At 34.4% G+C, this 15,322-nt stretch carries 14 protein-coding genes and 1 pseudogene; 6 read left to right on the plus strand and 9 right to left on the minus strand.

Annotated features, from left to right (window positions below):
• Positions 1-747 (minus strand): annotated as a pseudogene (locus N0B16_RS10250) (T9SS type A sorting domain-containing protein); the annotation flags it as partial.
• Positions 748-1,077: 330 nt separating this feature from the next.
• On the opposite strand from N0B16_RS10250, the gene N0B16_RS10255 reads away from it, so the two are divergent.
• The 3 genes from N0B16_RS10255 (at position 1,078) to N0B16_RS10265 (ending at position 3,050) form a co-directional block, all read left to right on the plus strand.
• Positions 1,078-1,443: a response regulator transcription factor gene (locus N0B16_RS10255; protein WP_262990800.1), complete on the plus strand. Its 366-nt coding sequence runs from the start codon at positions 1,078-1,080 to the stop codon at positions 1,441-1,443.
• A gap of 89 nt (positions 1,444-1,532) precedes the next feature.
• Entirely contained in the window at positions 1,533-2,768 is a 1,236-nt protein-coding gene (locus N0B16_RS10260; protein WP_262990801.1) for an NAD(P)/FAD-dependent oxidoreductase, read from the plus strand.
• Between the two features lie 12 nt (positions 2,769-2,780).
• Complete coding sequence (locus N0B16_RS10265) at positions 2,781-3,050, plus strand: UBP-type zinc finger domain-containing protein (RefSeq protein ID WP_262990802.1); 270 nt, start codon at positions 2,781-2,783, stop codon at positions 3,048-3,050.
• 604 nt (positions 3,051-3,654) lie between these two features.
• Here N0B16_RS10265 and N0B16_RS10270 read toward each other — a convergent pair.
• Positions 3,655-4,758, minus strand: coding sequence for a glycine-rich protein (locus N0B16_RS10270; RefSeq protein ID WP_262990804.1), 1,104 nt, complete (start codon positions 4,756-4,758; stop codon positions 3,655-3,657).
• Positions 4,759-5,747: 989 nt separating this feature from the next.
• Between N0B16_RS10270 and N0B16_RS10275 the strand changes: the two genes are divergently transcribed.
• Positions 5,748-6,017, plus strand: coding sequence for a UBP-type zinc finger domain-containing protein (locus N0B16_RS10275; RefSeq protein ID WP_262990805.1), 270 nt, complete (start codon positions 5,748-5,750; stop codon positions 6,015-6,017).
• 357 nt (positions 6,018-6,374) lie between these two features.
• On the opposite strand, the gene N0B16_RS10280 is transcribed toward N0B16_RS10275, so the two are convergent.
• The 3 genes from N0B16_RS10280 to N0B16_RS10290 all read right to left on the minus strand — a co-directional run bounded on the left by N0B16_RS10280 (position 6,375) and on the right by N0B16_RS10290 (position 9,105).
• Entirely contained in the window at positions 6,375-7,112 is a 738-nt protein-coding gene (locus tag N0B16_RS10280; RefSeq protein ID WP_262990807.1) for a hypothetical protein, read from the minus strand.
• Between the two features lie 299 nt (positions 7,113-7,411).
• Positions 7,412-7,837 carry a hypothetical protein gene (locus N0B16_RS10285; RefSeq protein ID WP_262990808.1) on the minus strand — a complete coding sequence of 142 codons (426 nt, stop codon included), beginning with the start codon at positions 7,835-7,837 and terminating at the stop codon, positions 7,412-7,414.
• A gap of 923 nt (positions 7,838-8,760) precedes the next feature.
• A complete protein-coding gene (locus tag N0B16_RS10290; RefSeq protein WP_262990809.1) occupies positions 8,761-9,105 on the minus strand; it encodes a hypothetical protein in 345 nt (114 codons plus the stop codon).
• A 213-nt stretch (positions 9,106-9,318) separates the two neighbouring features.
• On the opposite strand from N0B16_RS10290, the gene N0B16_RS10295 reads away from it, so the two are divergent.
• Entirely contained in the window at positions 9,319-9,447 is a 129-nt protein-coding gene (locus N0B16_RS10295) for a hypothetical protein (RefSeq protein WP_262990811.1), read from the plus strand.
• 137 nt (positions 9,448-9,584) lie between these two features.
• On the opposite strand, the gene N0B16_RS10300 is transcribed toward N0B16_RS10295, so the two are convergent.
• Positions 9,585-10,280, minus strand: coding sequence for a hypothetical protein (locus tag N0B16_RS10300; protein ID WP_262990813.1), 696 nt, complete (start codon positions 10,278-10,280; stop codon positions 9,585-9,587).
• Positions 10,281-10,647: 367 nt separating this feature from the next.
• Here N0B16_RS10300 and N0B16_RS10305 point away from each other — a divergent pair, with 367 nt between their 5' ends.
• The gene (locus N0B16_RS10305) at positions 10,648-11,625 is read left to right on the plus strand and encodes an IS110 family RNA-guided transposase (protein ID WP_262990814.1); all 978 of its coding nucleotides are present in this window, start codon (positions 10,648-10,650) and stop codon (positions 11,623-11,625) included.
• Positions 11,626-11,669: 44 nt separating this feature from the next.
• On the opposite strand, the gene N0B16_RS10310 is transcribed toward N0B16_RS10305, so the two are convergent.
• The 3 genes from N0B16_RS10310 to N0B16_RS10320 form a co-directional block, all read right to left on the minus strand.
• The gene (locus N0B16_RS10310) at positions 11,670-12,209 is read right to left on the minus strand and encodes a hypothetical protein (protein WP_262990815.1); all 540 of its coding nucleotides are present in this window, start codon (positions 12,207-12,209) and stop codon (positions 11,670-11,672) included.
• Between the two features lies 1 nt (position 12,210).
• On the minus strand, positions 12,211-12,798 hold the full coding sequence (locus N0B16_RS10315; protein WP_262990816.1) for a hypothetical protein: 588 nt from the start codon (positions 12,796-12,798) through the stop codon (positions 12,211-12,213).
• 446 nt (positions 12,799-13,244) lie between these two features.
• Positions 13,245-15,320 (minus strand): 3'-5' exonuclease, encoded by a 2,076-nt coding sequence (locus N0B16_RS10320; protein ID WP_262990817.1) that lies wholly within the window; start codon positions 15,318-15,320, stop codon positions 13,245-13,247.
• Positions 15,321-15,322: the final 2 nt, after the last annotated feature.

A 15,322-nucleotide genomic window follows, 5' to 3' on the forward strand; every position in this document is an offset into this window, starting at 1 on the left:
TTTGATGATCCAGTAATCGCCTTCCCCGAAGTTTTCGGTTTTCTTAGAACCTCCCACTATACTTCTGGAATAGATGCCGAGTAAAGCGCCACCGTCTCTGGTGGGAATCATTTTCTCTACCTCATCCACCCCTTTTCCGCCTATGATCAGTTGGGAGGTTTCTTTCCCGTTTTTATCGAGTTTTGTAATCCACACATCTTTCGAACCGTAGCCTTTTGAGGAACTCTGAACGTTTCCAGCCACCATAAATCCTAGATCTGTGGTCTGGATGACGGCTTTGGCTTCTTCATCGGAAGTGCTTCCCAAAGTTTTCTGCCACAGTTCGTCCCCGAATTCATTCAGCCTGATCAGCCATGCATCTGAGCCGCCTTTCGAGTCTTCTTTCTTATCGAATGATTTCCCGGAAAACGAAGTTCCTGCCAAAAGAAATCCGCCTTCCTGCGTCGCTACCGTTGCTGAAAGAAAATCATGGTTCTGGCCTGAGAAATATTTTTCCCAGACTTCTTCACCCTGTTGGTTGAGCTTTACAATATGGAAATCGTAGCCGGTATTCTGCTTGCTTTCTGAAGAGATTTTTTTTGATTGAATGGAGCTGCCGGTAATGAGGTACTGCTGGTCAATGGTGGTTGTCACCTGCGAGAGGAAATCTTGCGTGGAAGACGCAATATCTTTCTGCCAAAGCACTTCTTGTGCAGAAATAAAGGCAACGCTGCATACAAGCAGTGCACTGAAGATGTGTTTTTTCATCATTATGTATTGTATTGGTTGTTATTAATTTTTTCGCGAATTTAACTTTTTTTAACAGATACCACAAGGGTTTTAATTAAATGTAATATGATGATTCTCTAATGCAAAGCTATTACAGTATTGCGACAAAAGATGACGTATAATAGTATATTGTTATAAATATATGCTCAGCTTCGGAATTTTATTGACACAAAATATTATTAAAATTGCGGAAATCTTTTTTCATATTGTTAGTGAAGCAAGTATAGAAGAAAGTATGATATGATATATTATATTTAATAAACTTTTAGCACTTATCAACAATTGGCTTTGTTTTTGCCAAGCAACGGTATGAAAACAATTTTTATCGTAGAAGATGAGACAGGCATTAGAGATGCATTACAATTGCTCCTGTCATTTGAAAATTATGATGTGCGTTCTTTTTCCAATGTAGATGCATTCAACAAAAGAGACCAGTCTGTAAATCCTGATATTTTTATCCTGGATGTAATGCTTCCTGACGGATCCGGAACAGACGTATGCAATCAGTTGAAAAAAGACCCTAAAACTTCTGGAATTCCGGTAATGATTATCAGTGCACACGCGAAATCTGAAAACGTAACGAAAGCATGCAATGCAGATGAATTTATCGCTAAACCGTTTGATATTGATGACGTTCTTCTTAAAATCGAAAATTTAATCTCTTTGGCAAAATAATTTTGATGTTTTAAGAGAAAAAGTTATATTTCGGTGCAATTCAAACTGTGAATTGATAAGTGAAATCAAAAAACAGCAAACGATTCGCCATGAATAAGTTAAAACTTTACGGCAGCCCGGATTCTTCTGAAATTTATGCGATCAGAGATTTTTTAAAAAGAAGTGTTGTAGATTTTGAATGGTTTGATATTACCAATAATGATCTCAAACCTGAAAATACCATTTCTAATCCTGAAAACCATCCTGTCATTGAGTTTCCTGACGGAAAAATAGTTGTAAACCCAACATTGGAACAGATCGCGTGTAATCTGGGATGGATTACCAAACCGAAATACAAAGAGTATGATCTCTCCATTTACGGCGCCGGACCTGCCGGTTTGAGCGCTGCCGTATATTCCGCTTCAGAAGGGCTCAAAACTATTTTGATAGAACGGGAAGCCGTCGGCGGACAAGCCGGTACGAGTTCGATGATTGAAAATTATCTGGGGTTTCCTGAAGGAATTTCCGGTGCAAATTTGGCAGAGCGCGCAAGACAGCAGGCTTTAAAATTCGGTGTCGAAATACTCCTTTTAAAAGAAGGGATAAAAGGAACGTTTTACGATAATAAGATTCACGTAGATTTTGCGACAGGTGAAAAACTGGTGGCTAAAACCAATATCTGCGCCACAGGTGTAGAATACGCGAGGCTCAATCTTCCCGATGAAGCACGGTTTTTCCACAAAGGAGTGTATTACGGTGCGGGTGCAAGCGAAGCCTCTTTCTGCAAAGATAAAGATCTCTATATTATTGGTGGCGGAAATTCTGCGGGACAGGCAGCGGTTTATTTTTCCGGTTTTGCCAAACGTGTTTTTATGGTGATCAGAAAAGGGAACCTTTCGGATACTCTTTCCGATTATCTTATACAAAGAATTACAAGCATTAAAAACATTGCTGTACTGTATCATTCACAGGTCACCGAACTTGAAGGAGATGATTATCTGCAACGGATCAAAATTGCCAACAGTAATCAAGGAACAGAGCAATGGCACGAGACTTCCAAATTATTCATCTGCATAGGTGGGAAACCCAACACAGAATGGGCATCAGAAACTGCAATATGCAGAGATCCGAACGGATATCTTTATACCGGCAATGATCTGGATGGGCTTGATCAATTCCTGAATTGCTGGGAACTCGACCGGCCACCGTATCATCTGGAAACCAGTGTTCCGGGTTCTTTTGCGGCAGGAGATGTGAGGTTTAATTCCGTAAAAAGAGTGGCTTCTGCCGTTGGAGAAGGCGCAATGGCAGTAACACAAGTTCATCAATATTTATCAAAACTATAATAGTCTAGAATCATGAAAAACAAAATTTGCGCCCATATTTTGGACCTAAAAGAACTAAAAACAGCAAAAGAACACGTTTGCGAAGAATGTGTAGAACAGGGATCTCAATGGGTACATCTCCGTACCTGCCAAACCTGCGGAGTGACTTTATGCTGTGACTCTTCTCCTATGCAGCATATGTCTCATCACTGTAAAAAAGAATCTCATCCTGTGATCATCTCATCAGAACCCGGCGAACAATGGATCTATTGCTTTACCGATGATATTGCAGCAGAATATTAATAAAAGATTTACTTAAATAGTTAACGTTTAAGAGTTAATACAAAGTATATCCAATCCAGGAAATAGATTTTAATCTACATAAAATTAAATACCCATTTCAATTTACATCTCTTTATTCAAGTTTGATGCAATTTGCGTGTTTAATTAATTTATGTTGATATTGTGATGTTTTTTTGAAAAAGATTCTAGATATTTTACTTCGAAAATTTAAGTTTACAGCAAACCATCAATCGGCAATTTTAAATTAGAATACTTTTATACCCAGTTCCCGGGCTAATTCTGAAAAATAGCCATCTCGCTGCATAATTGAACGGCTTTTTTCTTAAAGGCTATATCCCTCCCCTTTTAATTGCTTTAGATTTTATAAACCAATGATTATATTACACTATATCTTTGGTATTGTAATATTGTTCACTTAAAAATTTTACAATGGTAAAAAAAATAAACTCTCATTTCTGAGAGTTCATTCATTCAAAAAATTATTAAATAATTGTTATTCCTTAACGGATTTCTTCTGAATCGAAGTTGTGAAATCTTGAATATTGATTACATACAATCCATTAACAAAAGTAGGAGAACATATTCTTTAAATTTAAATAGTTTGCTAATTTTTAATAAATTTAGATTTAAACAAATCGTTTGCTTTATCTTTAATAACAATCACATAAGTACCTTTTGTCAATGCTGAAACATTAATTATTCCACTCTCCATACGTCCCTCACTTACAATCTGCCCTGCAACGTTATAAATTTTATATGTTGCTTTATCTGAAACTTTTGTTACGTTTAAGAAATCTGTCGCTGGATTGGGATAAATACTTATATCATTCTTTCTGCTTACCTCAGCTGTTGACAAAAAATTAGTAATATTAACCCTCCCGTTACCCGAAGTATCAGGATTAGTAATAAAACCTGGCTGACCAAACTGTATGGTTACGCCACCTGTCACACCGCCAACGTACGAAGAACCACCGCCGCCGGCTCCTCCCCAGTGCCCACTGCCACCACCATAATATCCGCCGCCGCCGGCAGTACCACCCAAAGTTCCTGTACTTGAATAGTTTCCACCAATTCCTAATGCTCCGGCTAAAGAATAAGAGGTTATCCCCCCGGTTGCTGATGTACCTCCTGCGGTTTGACTTCCACCACCACCTACATAAGTTGCTCCGCGGCTACTTCCTCCATTACTTCCAGTAGCACCGCCTCCATTACCTCCATTTCCGGTATAAGTACTATAACCGGTACCACCGCCACCGCCGCCAGCAACAATTATTCTGTCCGCATACGTCGTATTTTGAGTAGTTCTGATATCAGTTCCACCACCGCCTGTTCCTCCATTATAACCGGTAGTATATGTGCCTAAGCAGCCACCGCCTCCATTCCATCCACCTGGTGTCGAACTCGTTACCGTGGCTCCTTTACCTCCAACATAAATATAATAAGTTGTAGAGGTAGTAACTACTAAATTTCCTGCACTATATCCACCTTTACCGCCTGTTCCCTTAAGTGCATCACCTCCATCAGCTCCCCACATCTCTATCTGATATGAACCTGGAGTCAGGGTTACCGATTGTACAGTTCCTGTATAAGAGAAAGTTTGTGCTTGTATTTGAGTAACAGACAAAATAGCACCAAATAATATTAAAAACGAGGCTTTAGTTTTCAATCCCAATATCTTAAGCTTCGATTGTTGTGTAATTTTTTTCATAATTTTAAATTTAACGTATTAAACATATGCTTTAAACCCACTGCTCCCATTTTCACCGGTAAATTGGTGATTTGGTTATGCTAAAGGCTTTTGTATAGACAGCTACTATATTCCTGAAGGTTATACAGCTGCACAATCAGATGGAGAATATATCCTTTATATAAATTCGAAGTTATCTTACTTGTAAATAATATCGTATTACTTGTACAATGAGCACTACCATCATTCATACTGCACCCAAAACTTTACATTGATAGTAAAATAGCTGAGAAAATAACTAGAGTTTTTTCACATTTATATAATTTTTATTAATTAAACAATAATTCATTATTTGTTTATTTAGATAAATGTGTTTTTAACTGTTATTGATTTTAGGTTGAATTAAAGAAAAAAGGATTTGTAATATTGTAAAGATGTTGTTTCATAGGCTATATTATTTAAATGCTAGAATGCTAAATTAATAAATATTTAAATAATATCTAAATAAAAATTATATATATCTCTAAAAATATTATCAAATATCTAACAAAAAGACAAACCTTCTATTTTCCTTAATTCTGTTAAATTTATGAGAATCATTGGGGTGATGAAGGTGGCCTTCCTCCCGAAGCATAATTTATTGAAATTGGATATTTTAGATCTCCTATACTTATGTATAGATTGGAACCGAGCAATGGCACGAAACTTCCAAATTATTCATCTGCATAGCTGGGAAACCCAACACAGAATGGGCGTCAGAAACTGCAATATGCAGAGATCCGAACGGGTATCTTTACACCGGCAATGACCTGGATGGGCTTGATCAGTTCCTGAATTGCTGGCAACTCGACCGGCCACCGTATCATCTGGAAACCAGTGTTCCGGGTTCTTTTGCGGCAGGAGATGTGAGGTTTAATTCCGTAAAAAGAGTGGCTTCTGCCGTTGGAGAAGACGCAATGGCAGTAACTCAAGTTCATCAATATTTATCAAAACTATAATAGTCTAGAATCATGAAAAACAAAATTTGCGTCCATATTTTGGACCTAAAAGAACTAAAAACAGCAAAAGAACACGTTTGCAAAGAATGTGTAGAACAGGGATCTCAATGGGTACATCTCCGTACCTGCCAAACTTGCGGAGTGACTTTATGCTGTGACTCTTCTTCTATGCAGCACATGTCTCATCACTGTAAAAAAGAATCTCATCCTGTGATCATCTCATCAGAACCCGGCGAACAATGGATCTATTGCTTTACCGATGATATTGCAGCAGAATTTTAATAAAATTGCTATGCTACGTTGGGATAAGATTATTTTAGCTTACATCAATAAATCTGAAAATATTTTATTAAACATATGCTTCACGTGTGTATGATGATAAAAAAAATACTTCTGCTGTTGCAGAAGTATAATAAAATATAATTTTATTTATCAATCTATATATGATTTTATATACATTGAATAAAGAAAATGCCCTATAACAATTGTCCAACTAATGACGGCAATATAAAAGAAGATTGTAGTCATTACATTGCTGCTCGTTAGGAATTTCAATACAAGCATTAATAACAACGATACCAAAGCAATTGCTCTGAATATACCTATATATTTACTTAAATTCATTAACAAAATTAGATATTATGGGCAGCAAAAAGATTGTCTAGCTATTTTCACAAATCCCAAATTTGTCTCGGTTATGCCACCTAAAGAAACACAATTATGAAGTGTCCCATCATTCGCAGCCTGAATAGTAGCATTGTATAAATCTGCTTCTGCTCCACCCGATGTAGCTCCTATTCCCATTACAGTCATTGTATTCCACCATGCACATGGACGAGTAGCCAACATTCTACTAGAATAATCCGCAAAGTCTGATTTAGGATCTGAAGACATTATTTCGTCAAAAGCAAGTAAAATGGCCATCGTATTGATATCGGTGTCAACAATATGGTCTGTAACATCATCTACTTTAATAATAATAGAACCTCTCACTAAATATGGAATTCCCTGCTTGTATGTGATTTTTATATCACCGAGAATTAATTCATTATTATCGACCGTAAAATGAAAATCTTTAAAATCGTAAGGAAGGCCTCTAAAAATAAAGCCTTTTTCAGTTACAAAGTCAAAAGAATCAACTCCGTTCGTTTTTGTTTTGGTTATACCATTTACCCCTAAATCAAAGAAAAGGTCAGTGTATTCCAAGTCAACCGCTCCCAGCTGCTCAGATAAATCGGTTGATGCGATTCTGGCAAAATTTTGACTTTCTGAACCAATTTTTTTTTGATTTATCTCATCATTCGATGAAATATCTGACTTGTTTTCACAAGATACAAGTAAGCACGCAACCGCAGCTGCATAAAAGATTTTTTTCATAGTAATTAGGATTTGTTAATTCACAAATCTATGAATAAAATTGAAATACACAAATATTTTTTTATTTTTTCTGAAATAATTTTACACGCACGCCATGTACTAATATTAAAGCAGATTACTATAAAAATTGTAGTGAGATAAAAAAACCATGACTTTGAAGTATAAGCTACCATAGACATTGAAACTTTAACAAACATGGTATGTTATTAAGTCTGTAACATAATTATATTTGTTAAGTTTAAAGAGCAGAGGAAATTACTTATGGTTTAATTACTTAGAAGAAAAAATTTGTGAAATACCTATTTTTCACTTATTAATAAAAAATATTTTCCATTGACACAAGATACTAAAAGCTCTTTATCACTAATAGTAAAATTCGTTCTTATAAATGCTTTATTTTGTGAGATTAGTTCATTTAAAGCAATTAAGTTAGGTTTGTCATAAAAATTATCAGGTAGAACCGATTGATCAGAAGTAGGATTTTCAACTTCAGATAACATAAGGATGTATTTTGAGAGGTCAATAATATTTTGCAGTCCAGATGCTGTTGTAGGAAAATTCATATAATATGAATTCTCATCATTTTTAATCCAAATGTAATTTTTATCCTTAACACTGTTGTCCCCTTGATAATAGGCATATATATTATAATCCTTTGTCAATCTAGTCTGAGAATATACAGTTAATGACACAAAAAATAAGATAAGAGATAATAGATTTTTCATGGTTTGAATTATTAATAATTAGTTGTAATAAAAATAATAAAAATATTTCTGAATGAAAAAATCCTCGACTCAAGGAGAATAGCAGTACTTATATGAGCTTACAGGGATAGGTTATTTCCCGATACAGTATCTAAAGAAGTGTTTATTGATGGTGGTTTAAGCAGATCAAGGTGTACAAAAGTGGTACACGATTAAGATGCTGCAACATCTTTTTTTTCTACTTTTCCGCACGAATCTCGTCATGTTAAGTACTTGTAAAACAGTATTTTACAATGTTTGATCATAAAATTTAAATGCACATTTGTACTACTTTTGTACACCTCCAACTTTATAAGTTACTAAAAATCAAATATTTAACATTTCCCGAATGCTACAGTGATAATGGATACATTTCATCTGTACACCTCAATCTTCATATATTTTTAAGGACAAAATTAAAGTTAGAATCCTTATAAGTAAAGCTTAAATTTTTTATTAAAAAGTTTTAATTAATCTAATAGTTTAATTCTCCCAAAGCTCGGAAGGAAATCTTAAGTACCTTTTCCTAATAAAAGTTTGATGTGCAAACTGTTGAATTTGCGGAACGATTTCGTGATTATCAAATACGAATTGCGGGAAATCTTCTAATTGTCAAATATATTCCATGAAGTGATTAAACAATTTGTTCCGCACAAATACACTAAAATGTATGAGCCGATTAATGTTTTTAATCGGCTCACTGTAATATGTTTTGATAATTAGGTATATTTTAAAACTATCGTTTTTTGAGATTTTAATAGCACTTAACTTATTGAGGGTTAACGAAGGCGCCCAAAATGGGAGCTGAATTTTCGCTGTCAATATAATAATTCTGCGTGAAATAAAACGTCCGGCTTTACAAATTGGCAATTTCGCTTACCATTTGTTGCAGGAAATTTTTACTATTACGGCGCTTCAAGCATCTCCGGCTCTGATTTAGTGTTCTGAATTTGTTCAACCCTTTTTTCAGACTTTTCCATTGCTTCTTTTACAATTTGGTCAATCTTTTCATCCATCGAGCTTTTCATTTTCTCAATATCGTTGATTCGATCATCCCATTTTTTTCCGTAAAATTCTTTCTCAGCCTCTGTTGTAGCACTTTCTTCCTCTTTCATTTTCCATTTGCCCATTTTTTCTTTAGTTAAGTCAAGAAAATATTTAGATAATGCTTTTGCAACATATCTAATTAAGTCTTCAGATAGAGGTAGAAGAATTTTCACAAATATCCATTTGACCAGTGTCTTTTTCATAGTTTATAGTTTTCAGTAAAAATGCGAATAAATTATTCAAAAACACAATTTCTTACCGTTTTTTTCTTCGATTCTGAAAAATTGCTTACAACGTCCCAGTGCTTGACGAGATCGCGAAATACTGAACCGATAGTTTCCTGTTAATCATAAAATTTCTTGCTAAACATGAATATGATTTCACCATTAAATCAGCAATCACGCCAAACGCCTGTTATGCCCGCGCTTCAATTTTGCCCTTCCATTGCAATATGTAGCTCGGCAATGCGGGATGTCAGTGTTTTTGTTGCGAAGTATCTTATTGATTGGAAATTCAGCGTCAGTTCCTACGGAGGTGGTGCATAACGTTTCGCCTGTAACCGTCATTCTTGGATTAAAACGAACCGAATTCTTTCTACCTAAGATAAACTTTCTTCATAAAACTGCAACTTTCGGCTACCGAAAACTCCGCGATTATGGTTAAAGGCTTTTAGGTAACGTTTTTATAATTGCATATAAATTTCTTCTAGATTAGCTAGTAAATTTGTTACAACTTTTTCTTGTATTTCTTTTTCATACGGTTTTCTTATCGATAAGAGAGAATTCCAAAACATGTCAAGACTTTCATATAGTTTTGGAGCTAATCTTGAAAATAATTTTAATTCTTCATCATAGTTTATACTAGAATCGAGTGTTCCTTTAATTAAGAAAAACTTGGCGGTTATGTACTTGTATGAATGTATACTTGGATGTGAGCAAAAATTCATTTCGATGTTAATCTCAGTTGCTGTACATTTTCGTTCGTAAAAGTCACCAACAAATTCATCTTTTTCAAATCCCAATTCTAAATATTCTAGAAACATTTTCTCGTGGTCAACTATGTTACCAACTAAATTACGGAATGGACGATCCCAAGTTTGAGCAACGACGGGAAAATTCCAAAATAATTTATCAATCAATTTTGAAACTATATAACCTTCACAGTTAATTTTTACATGTAAAAGTTCATGAGCAAAGTAGTCTGGACGCAAGTTAAATTGATTGTACCAAATCGTTGCTAAATTTGTTTTAATTTCTCGCTCGATAATATTGACAGAATAATTGTAGTCAGATACAAGTTTAACCTTGCATTTAGAATTTACAAAATCCCAAATGGCAGTTGTTTCTTCATCCAATAGTAATTTTAAAGCTTTGCTCATAAAATGTTACCTAACGTTTCGGGGCTTTACGATGTTGGGGTAATCGGAACACAAATCTTCAATTTTGTACAGAATTTCTTTCAATCGAAGAAAAACCGTTAAACTTTGCAGTTTCGCCCCACTATTGCAAAACCCTTCCTATGTTTGCAATTCCTTAAATTTATTAAATATAAAACTATAAAAAAGAAAGAACAAATGAGCAGAATAAGATAGGCAAACCCTTTAAGCATTTAAGCTTCACTAACATGATTATCCCTGCTCATTTTCTTGCTCGAAACCGTACAGTTTATTTGAACATAAAGTTCGTGTTAGGATCGTTGGTTGCAGTCAAGAATTGTTCTCTCAAGAAAGAATAAAAGTATAAAAAATGGAAGAAAAAAACAACTACTGCGGTATTGATGTTTCCAGCGAGACGGTAGATCTTTATTTTAAAAATAAAGAAGGAAATCTTCAACATTTACAGGTCACAAATACGGTTACCGGATTTCGGAAAATGATCAGATCAGCAGGCCGGGAAACTCATTTTGTGATGGAAGCTACGGGAGTTTATCACCTACATTTGATTTTCTTTTTGAAGGAACAGAATATTGCTTTTAGTGTTGTGAATGCGCTGCAGATCAAGCGCTACATCCAGATGCATTTGGAACGTAATAAATCAGACAAAAAAGATGCAAAACGAATCTATGAATATGGTATTGAACGCCGACCTGAAATTTACGCAATGCCCGATACAGAGTACTTTGAGTGCCGTTCTTTAAATAATGCGATCCATGATCTGACGAAAGAAATTACCAAGTTCAGCAATCAGATTCACAGCATTAAAAAGTGTCCTTTTGACACAAAAACAATTGAAAAAAGCTTTGAGAAAATCATCAAAAAACTTCGAGAAGAGAAGCAGAATTTAGAGATAATTCTGCAACAGAAACTCATTGCCTGGGAAGCAGAAATGTTGAAACTGGTTACCAGCGTAAAAGGCATTGGAAGAAGAGCTGCAGCAGAGCTGATCATCTATACCCAAGGTTTTAAAGACATGAATTCGTATAAACAATTGATCTCTTATGCAGGTCTGAGTCCCACAGAATATCGGAGCGGAAGCAGCATCCGTGGACGGGCTCGTATCTGCAAACAGGGCGGAAAACAGTTGCGCCATATTCTGTACATGTGTGCCCTAAATGCGAAGAAAACCAATGCTCAATGTAAGACCCTTTTTGACCGACTGGTAGAGAAAGGAAAAAACAAAAAAGCAGCTGTAATTGCAGTGTGCAACAAGCTGCTCAAGATTGTATTTGGGGTAGTAAAAAACAAAACAGCGTACCTGGATAATTTTATTGTAAAAAGTGCTTAAAATGTTTGGTTTTTTACACAGTTCATGTTAGCAACAGTTTTTTTTCAGAATTCCTGTGTCCACTCGTTTGTTTTATTTCCCTTTTTATAAACTTCAATCAAACATTGTTTTTCCTTAATATTGAGTTCAATATAATATCCTAGAATATAACCACAAACGTGTTCAGGAAGTGTAACACCATCATTAGACCAAATATCATCATAACTTTCTTTAGTTAATGCTCTAAGTCTTTTTTTGTCAGTAATTTTTTCTTGTTCGGGTCTATTTGATTTTTTCATTTCAATTGCGATCAAATTGTCAGCAGAAATATTATTTCCCCGACTATGAACAATAATGTCACAATTTATATTAATTATATTAAACTCATCATCTAAGATTGTTTTGACTTGTCCATTTTGTTTTCTGTTGTATTCAGTGTCTACAAAATAGTCAATCAACTTATTTTCTCTAATTTTATCATTCAAGTATATTGCAAGTCTTCCACATAAATTTCGTTCAATGACATCATTTGAAATATTGTCCATTTCTTGCTCTAAGAACTGGTTATTTGATTCTCGAAATATATTATTTAAAAGCTTCTCCATATTAGTTAGTAAGTTTTATTTCTTCAACTTGTGTATTCATAATTTGTCGCATTAGGATAAAAGAAAATTTTACACCTTCTTTTTCTGTAATAACGTCTTTCAAGAAAACTTTAGAGTCATTCAAATATTCCGGTGGAAAACTTACTGTTAAATATGTCATCTTCTTCTTTTCGGGTTCCCAAAAACGATATTTAACTTCACTATGTCCTTCATATTTCTTTAAAAATTTGTCGATTGTCTGACCATCTTTATACCAGTTTACGAGGGAATTATTTACCCAAACATCGTCCCAGCTTTTGTAAAATGGAAAGTGTGCAAGTACATTCCGAACAAACTTAAACAGCTCACTGCCTATTTCAGATTCCATCGGTGGTCTGGCTGTCTTTAGTTTCTCTATTACCCATTTCAGTGGTTCATAATTTAACAATTCTGCATATATAGAAAATGCCTGTTTGATTTTAGAAAATCGTTCCCATTCGTTTTTATTCCAAAATGTATCATCCATTATTTCCTCATATATATCGTAGAAGCGATTATATGCTAAAGTTAAAAATTGAAGTTCTTTTTTATTTGGTTCAATGTCGCTCATAAAATTGGTGCTAACTTGATTATATCTGATATTTAGTAGCGCATATCCATCCAAATTCGCAGGGATATACACTAAAATACAAGCAATCGTTTTTTGATAGTAGTTAATGGTCGAATAAGGATTTACCAGCTTTAACTTCTTTCATAGCTTAAACAGTTTCAGTATTTGGTTTTTGAAGTTTGAAAAACAATTTTAGCATTAAACTTTTTAAATTTGCGTAAAGTGTTTGATTTCTTAACTTGGTACGTCAACTATTACTGTTTCCATTTTTTATCATTAATTATCTTATTAAAATTTATCATAATAAAAATTTAAGAGCTATCATAATATCTTTTGGTATGAGTTTTTTGCTTTCATAGTAAGTATTATCTAAAAATGTTATTTTTGGAGCTAGCTCTTTAAAAAATTCACTTAAATACCTTATAATAAGAAATTATAAAACTAATCTAAATTCTAATAAATTCAGATTTAGTACCTACTCCGCTCATCCATAATCCTTGAACTGCTCTACTAACTGCTACATAAAAAAGTGATTTTTCCGCTTTGATGATTTGTGATTTTTCAATGTCTGTTAAAGAATTAAAATCGAACGGTAATTTTGGTAACGTTCTATCATTAATATCCACTAAAAATACGTGTTTGAATTCCAAGCCTTTTAATCCGTGAAAAGTGGCAATTCTTATTCCTTCGTTTTTAACTGTCAACAAATGTTTATCTACATAAGGTATGTTGTTCTGGTGAAGATAATTTCTAAAATCATTTGCACTATCTCTAGTACGTGCAGCAATTACAATTTCATTATAATGTACGCTGGCATCCAAAAGAGTTTGAATATGATCTTTGACAGCCTCCAACTCTTGTTCTTTGGATAAATAAAGATGGTACTCAGGCCGTTTGCCGTGAAATAGCGATAGATAGCCTGCTTTGGATTCTTCTTCACCGTCAAAATTGTCATACTTTTCATCAGCAATTACAGATATGGCTAGATTTTTAATCTCTTCTGTTGTTCGATAGTTAATACGAAGTCGCTTACTTCTTTTGCCACGGATATTTATGCCTGCTTTTGAAAAATTGATAGTTCGTTGATAGATATTTTGCAGCGGGTCGCCCACCAGAAATAAATCATTTTCACCCTCTTGACAAAGCGAACGGATAAAGCTTAATTCTACATTAGAAAAGTCTTGCAGCTCATCAACTATAATATGAGAAAATACATTTTTCTTTTTTTCTTGCAGATAGCTGGACACCATATTATAAATCTCTTCTTTATAATATAAATTCCGTTCTAATTTCTTTTCTAAAAACAATTCTATGAGTTTCCAAATTTCTAATCTTTGCTTTCTGGAAATTGCTTTTCCTCTACCAATACGGCTTGCTCTTAGATATTCTTCTACAGATTGTATGTTTTGAACCAACACCACTGTTTCGAATTCCTCTTTTAAAAAAACTTCATCAAACGTGGCTAGGTTTTCGCCTACTACTTCTTCCCAAACTTCTTCAGGACTTTTCACGGCATTCATTCCAAATACTTTATCTGTTGGTTGTCGCAATCCAAATTCCTGAGCCAGTTGAAATGCCAATGCATCTATATTCAGAATTTTATATTGTTGTTGAGGAATGTCTAAATCGTTTGCTAAACTGGCTAAATTTTCGCTTAGTTCTTTGGTATAGGTTGTAAATAAAATAGGCAGATCTGTATTACTTTGAGTTGCTAAATATTTTAAACGATGCAATGCTGCAACGGTTTTCCCCGTGCCTGCTCCTCCCGACAGTTTTAATGGACCTTTAAAATTTCCGTTTACAAAAGACGATTGTGATGGGTGCAGATAATATTTCCACTTTTGCAAAGAACCTCGTAGTGCTTCATTTAAAATTTCATCATCTGTATATTCAATAAAAGAACGAGCGTTGTTTTTGCTCATTAATTGATTGTCGTTATACTGACCTTCAAGAATATCCGTTTTCAAGCTTTCTAGTGATGCCCCATCTAAGAGATAAAATAAATTTTCAAAAGCATCTGTAGGAAGATACGTTTCCAGTTTTTCTAATCCTGCAATATCTTCTACTTTAAAAACTGATGGCATCAATACTTCTGGTACACCGATGGCTAACAAATCATCTTGCATATATTTCCCCATAAACAATGAATTCTCTGATGTTTTTGGAATTGCTGCAGAAGTTGCCACCACTTCATCAACACTGAATACCTGATACGCTTGGGTTTGCTCGTTCCAATCAATTATTTTATTTTTTGCCCAATCCATTGCCTCATCGTGATTATCTACCCAAACCAATAAGTACAATTCTCCGGGAGATACTTCTTTCAAAACTGCACGATACTTTTGGTCGATTCTTGCGGTGCGAAGTGTTTGGTCTTTAAAGATATTAATGGATTCGAGGTTCAGTGCAGCACTTTTAGAATTGGTTCTAAACTTGCTGATAAACTCAGTGATTTTACTTTGAGTTCCTTTATTAATGTTAAGGAATGCATCCCAAAATTTATCATATATAAATAATTTCATCT

The organism is Chryseobacterium gilvum (assembly GCF_025628965.1).
GTDB classification, from domain to species: domain Bacteria; phylum Bacteroidota; class Bacteroidia; order Flavobacteriales; family Weeksellaceae; genus Chryseobacterium; species Chryseobacterium gilvum.

Coding starts and splice junctions, on each gene's coding strand:
- N0B16_RS10255 (WP_262990800.1), top strand. CDS start 1,078: ATGAAAACAATTTTTATCGTAGAAGATGAGACAGGCATTAGAGATGCA.
- N0B16_RS10260 (WP_262990801.1), top strand. CDS start 1,533: ATGAATAAGTTAAAACTTTACGGCAGCCCGGATTCTTCTGAAATTTAT.
- N0B16_RS10265 (WP_262990802.1), top strand. CDS start 2,781: ATGAAAAACAAAATTTGCGCCCATATTTTGGACCTAAAAGAACTAAAA.
- N0B16_RS10270 (WP_262990804.1), bottom strand. CDS start 4,758: ATGAAAAAAATTACACAACAATCGAAGCTTAAGATATTGGGATTGAAA.
- N0B16_RS10275 (WP_262990805.1), top strand. CDS start 5,748: ATGAAAAACAAAATTTGCGTCCATATTTTGGACCTAAAAGAACTAAAA.
- N0B16_RS10280 (WP_262990807.1), bottom strand. CDS start 7,112: ATGAAAAAAATCTTTTATGCAGCTGCGGTTGCGTGCTTACTTGTATCT.
- N0B16_RS10285 (WP_262990808.1), bottom strand. CDS start 7,837: ATGAAAAATCTATTATCTCTTATCTTATTTTTTGTGTCATTAACTGTA.
- N0B16_RS10290 (WP_262990809.1), bottom strand. CDS start 9,105: ATGAAAAAGACACTGGTCAAATGGATATTTGTGAAAATTCTTCTACCT.
- N0B16_RS10295 (WP_262990811.1), top strand. CDS start 9,319: ATGCCCGCGCTTCAATTTTGCCCTTCCATTGCAATATGTAGCTCGGCA.
- N0B16_RS10300 (WP_262990813.1), bottom strand. CDS start 10,280: ATGAGCAAAGCTTTAAAATTACTATTGGATGAAGAAACAACTGCCATT.
- N0B16_RS10305 (WP_262990814.1), top strand. CDS start 10,648: ATGGAAGAAAAAAACAACTACTGCGGTATTGATGTTTCCAGCGAGACG.
- N0B16_RS10310 (WP_262990815.1), bottom strand. CDS start 12,209: ATGGAGAAGCTTTTAAATAATATATTTCGAGAATCAAATAACCAGTTC.
- N0B16_RS10315 (WP_262990816.1), bottom strand. CDS start 12,798: ATGAGCGACATTGAACCAAATAAAAAAGAACTTCAATTTTTAACTTTA.
- N0B16_RS10320 (WP_262990817.1), bottom strand. CDS start 15,320: ATGAAATTATTTATATATGATAAATTTTGGGATGCATTCCTTAACATT.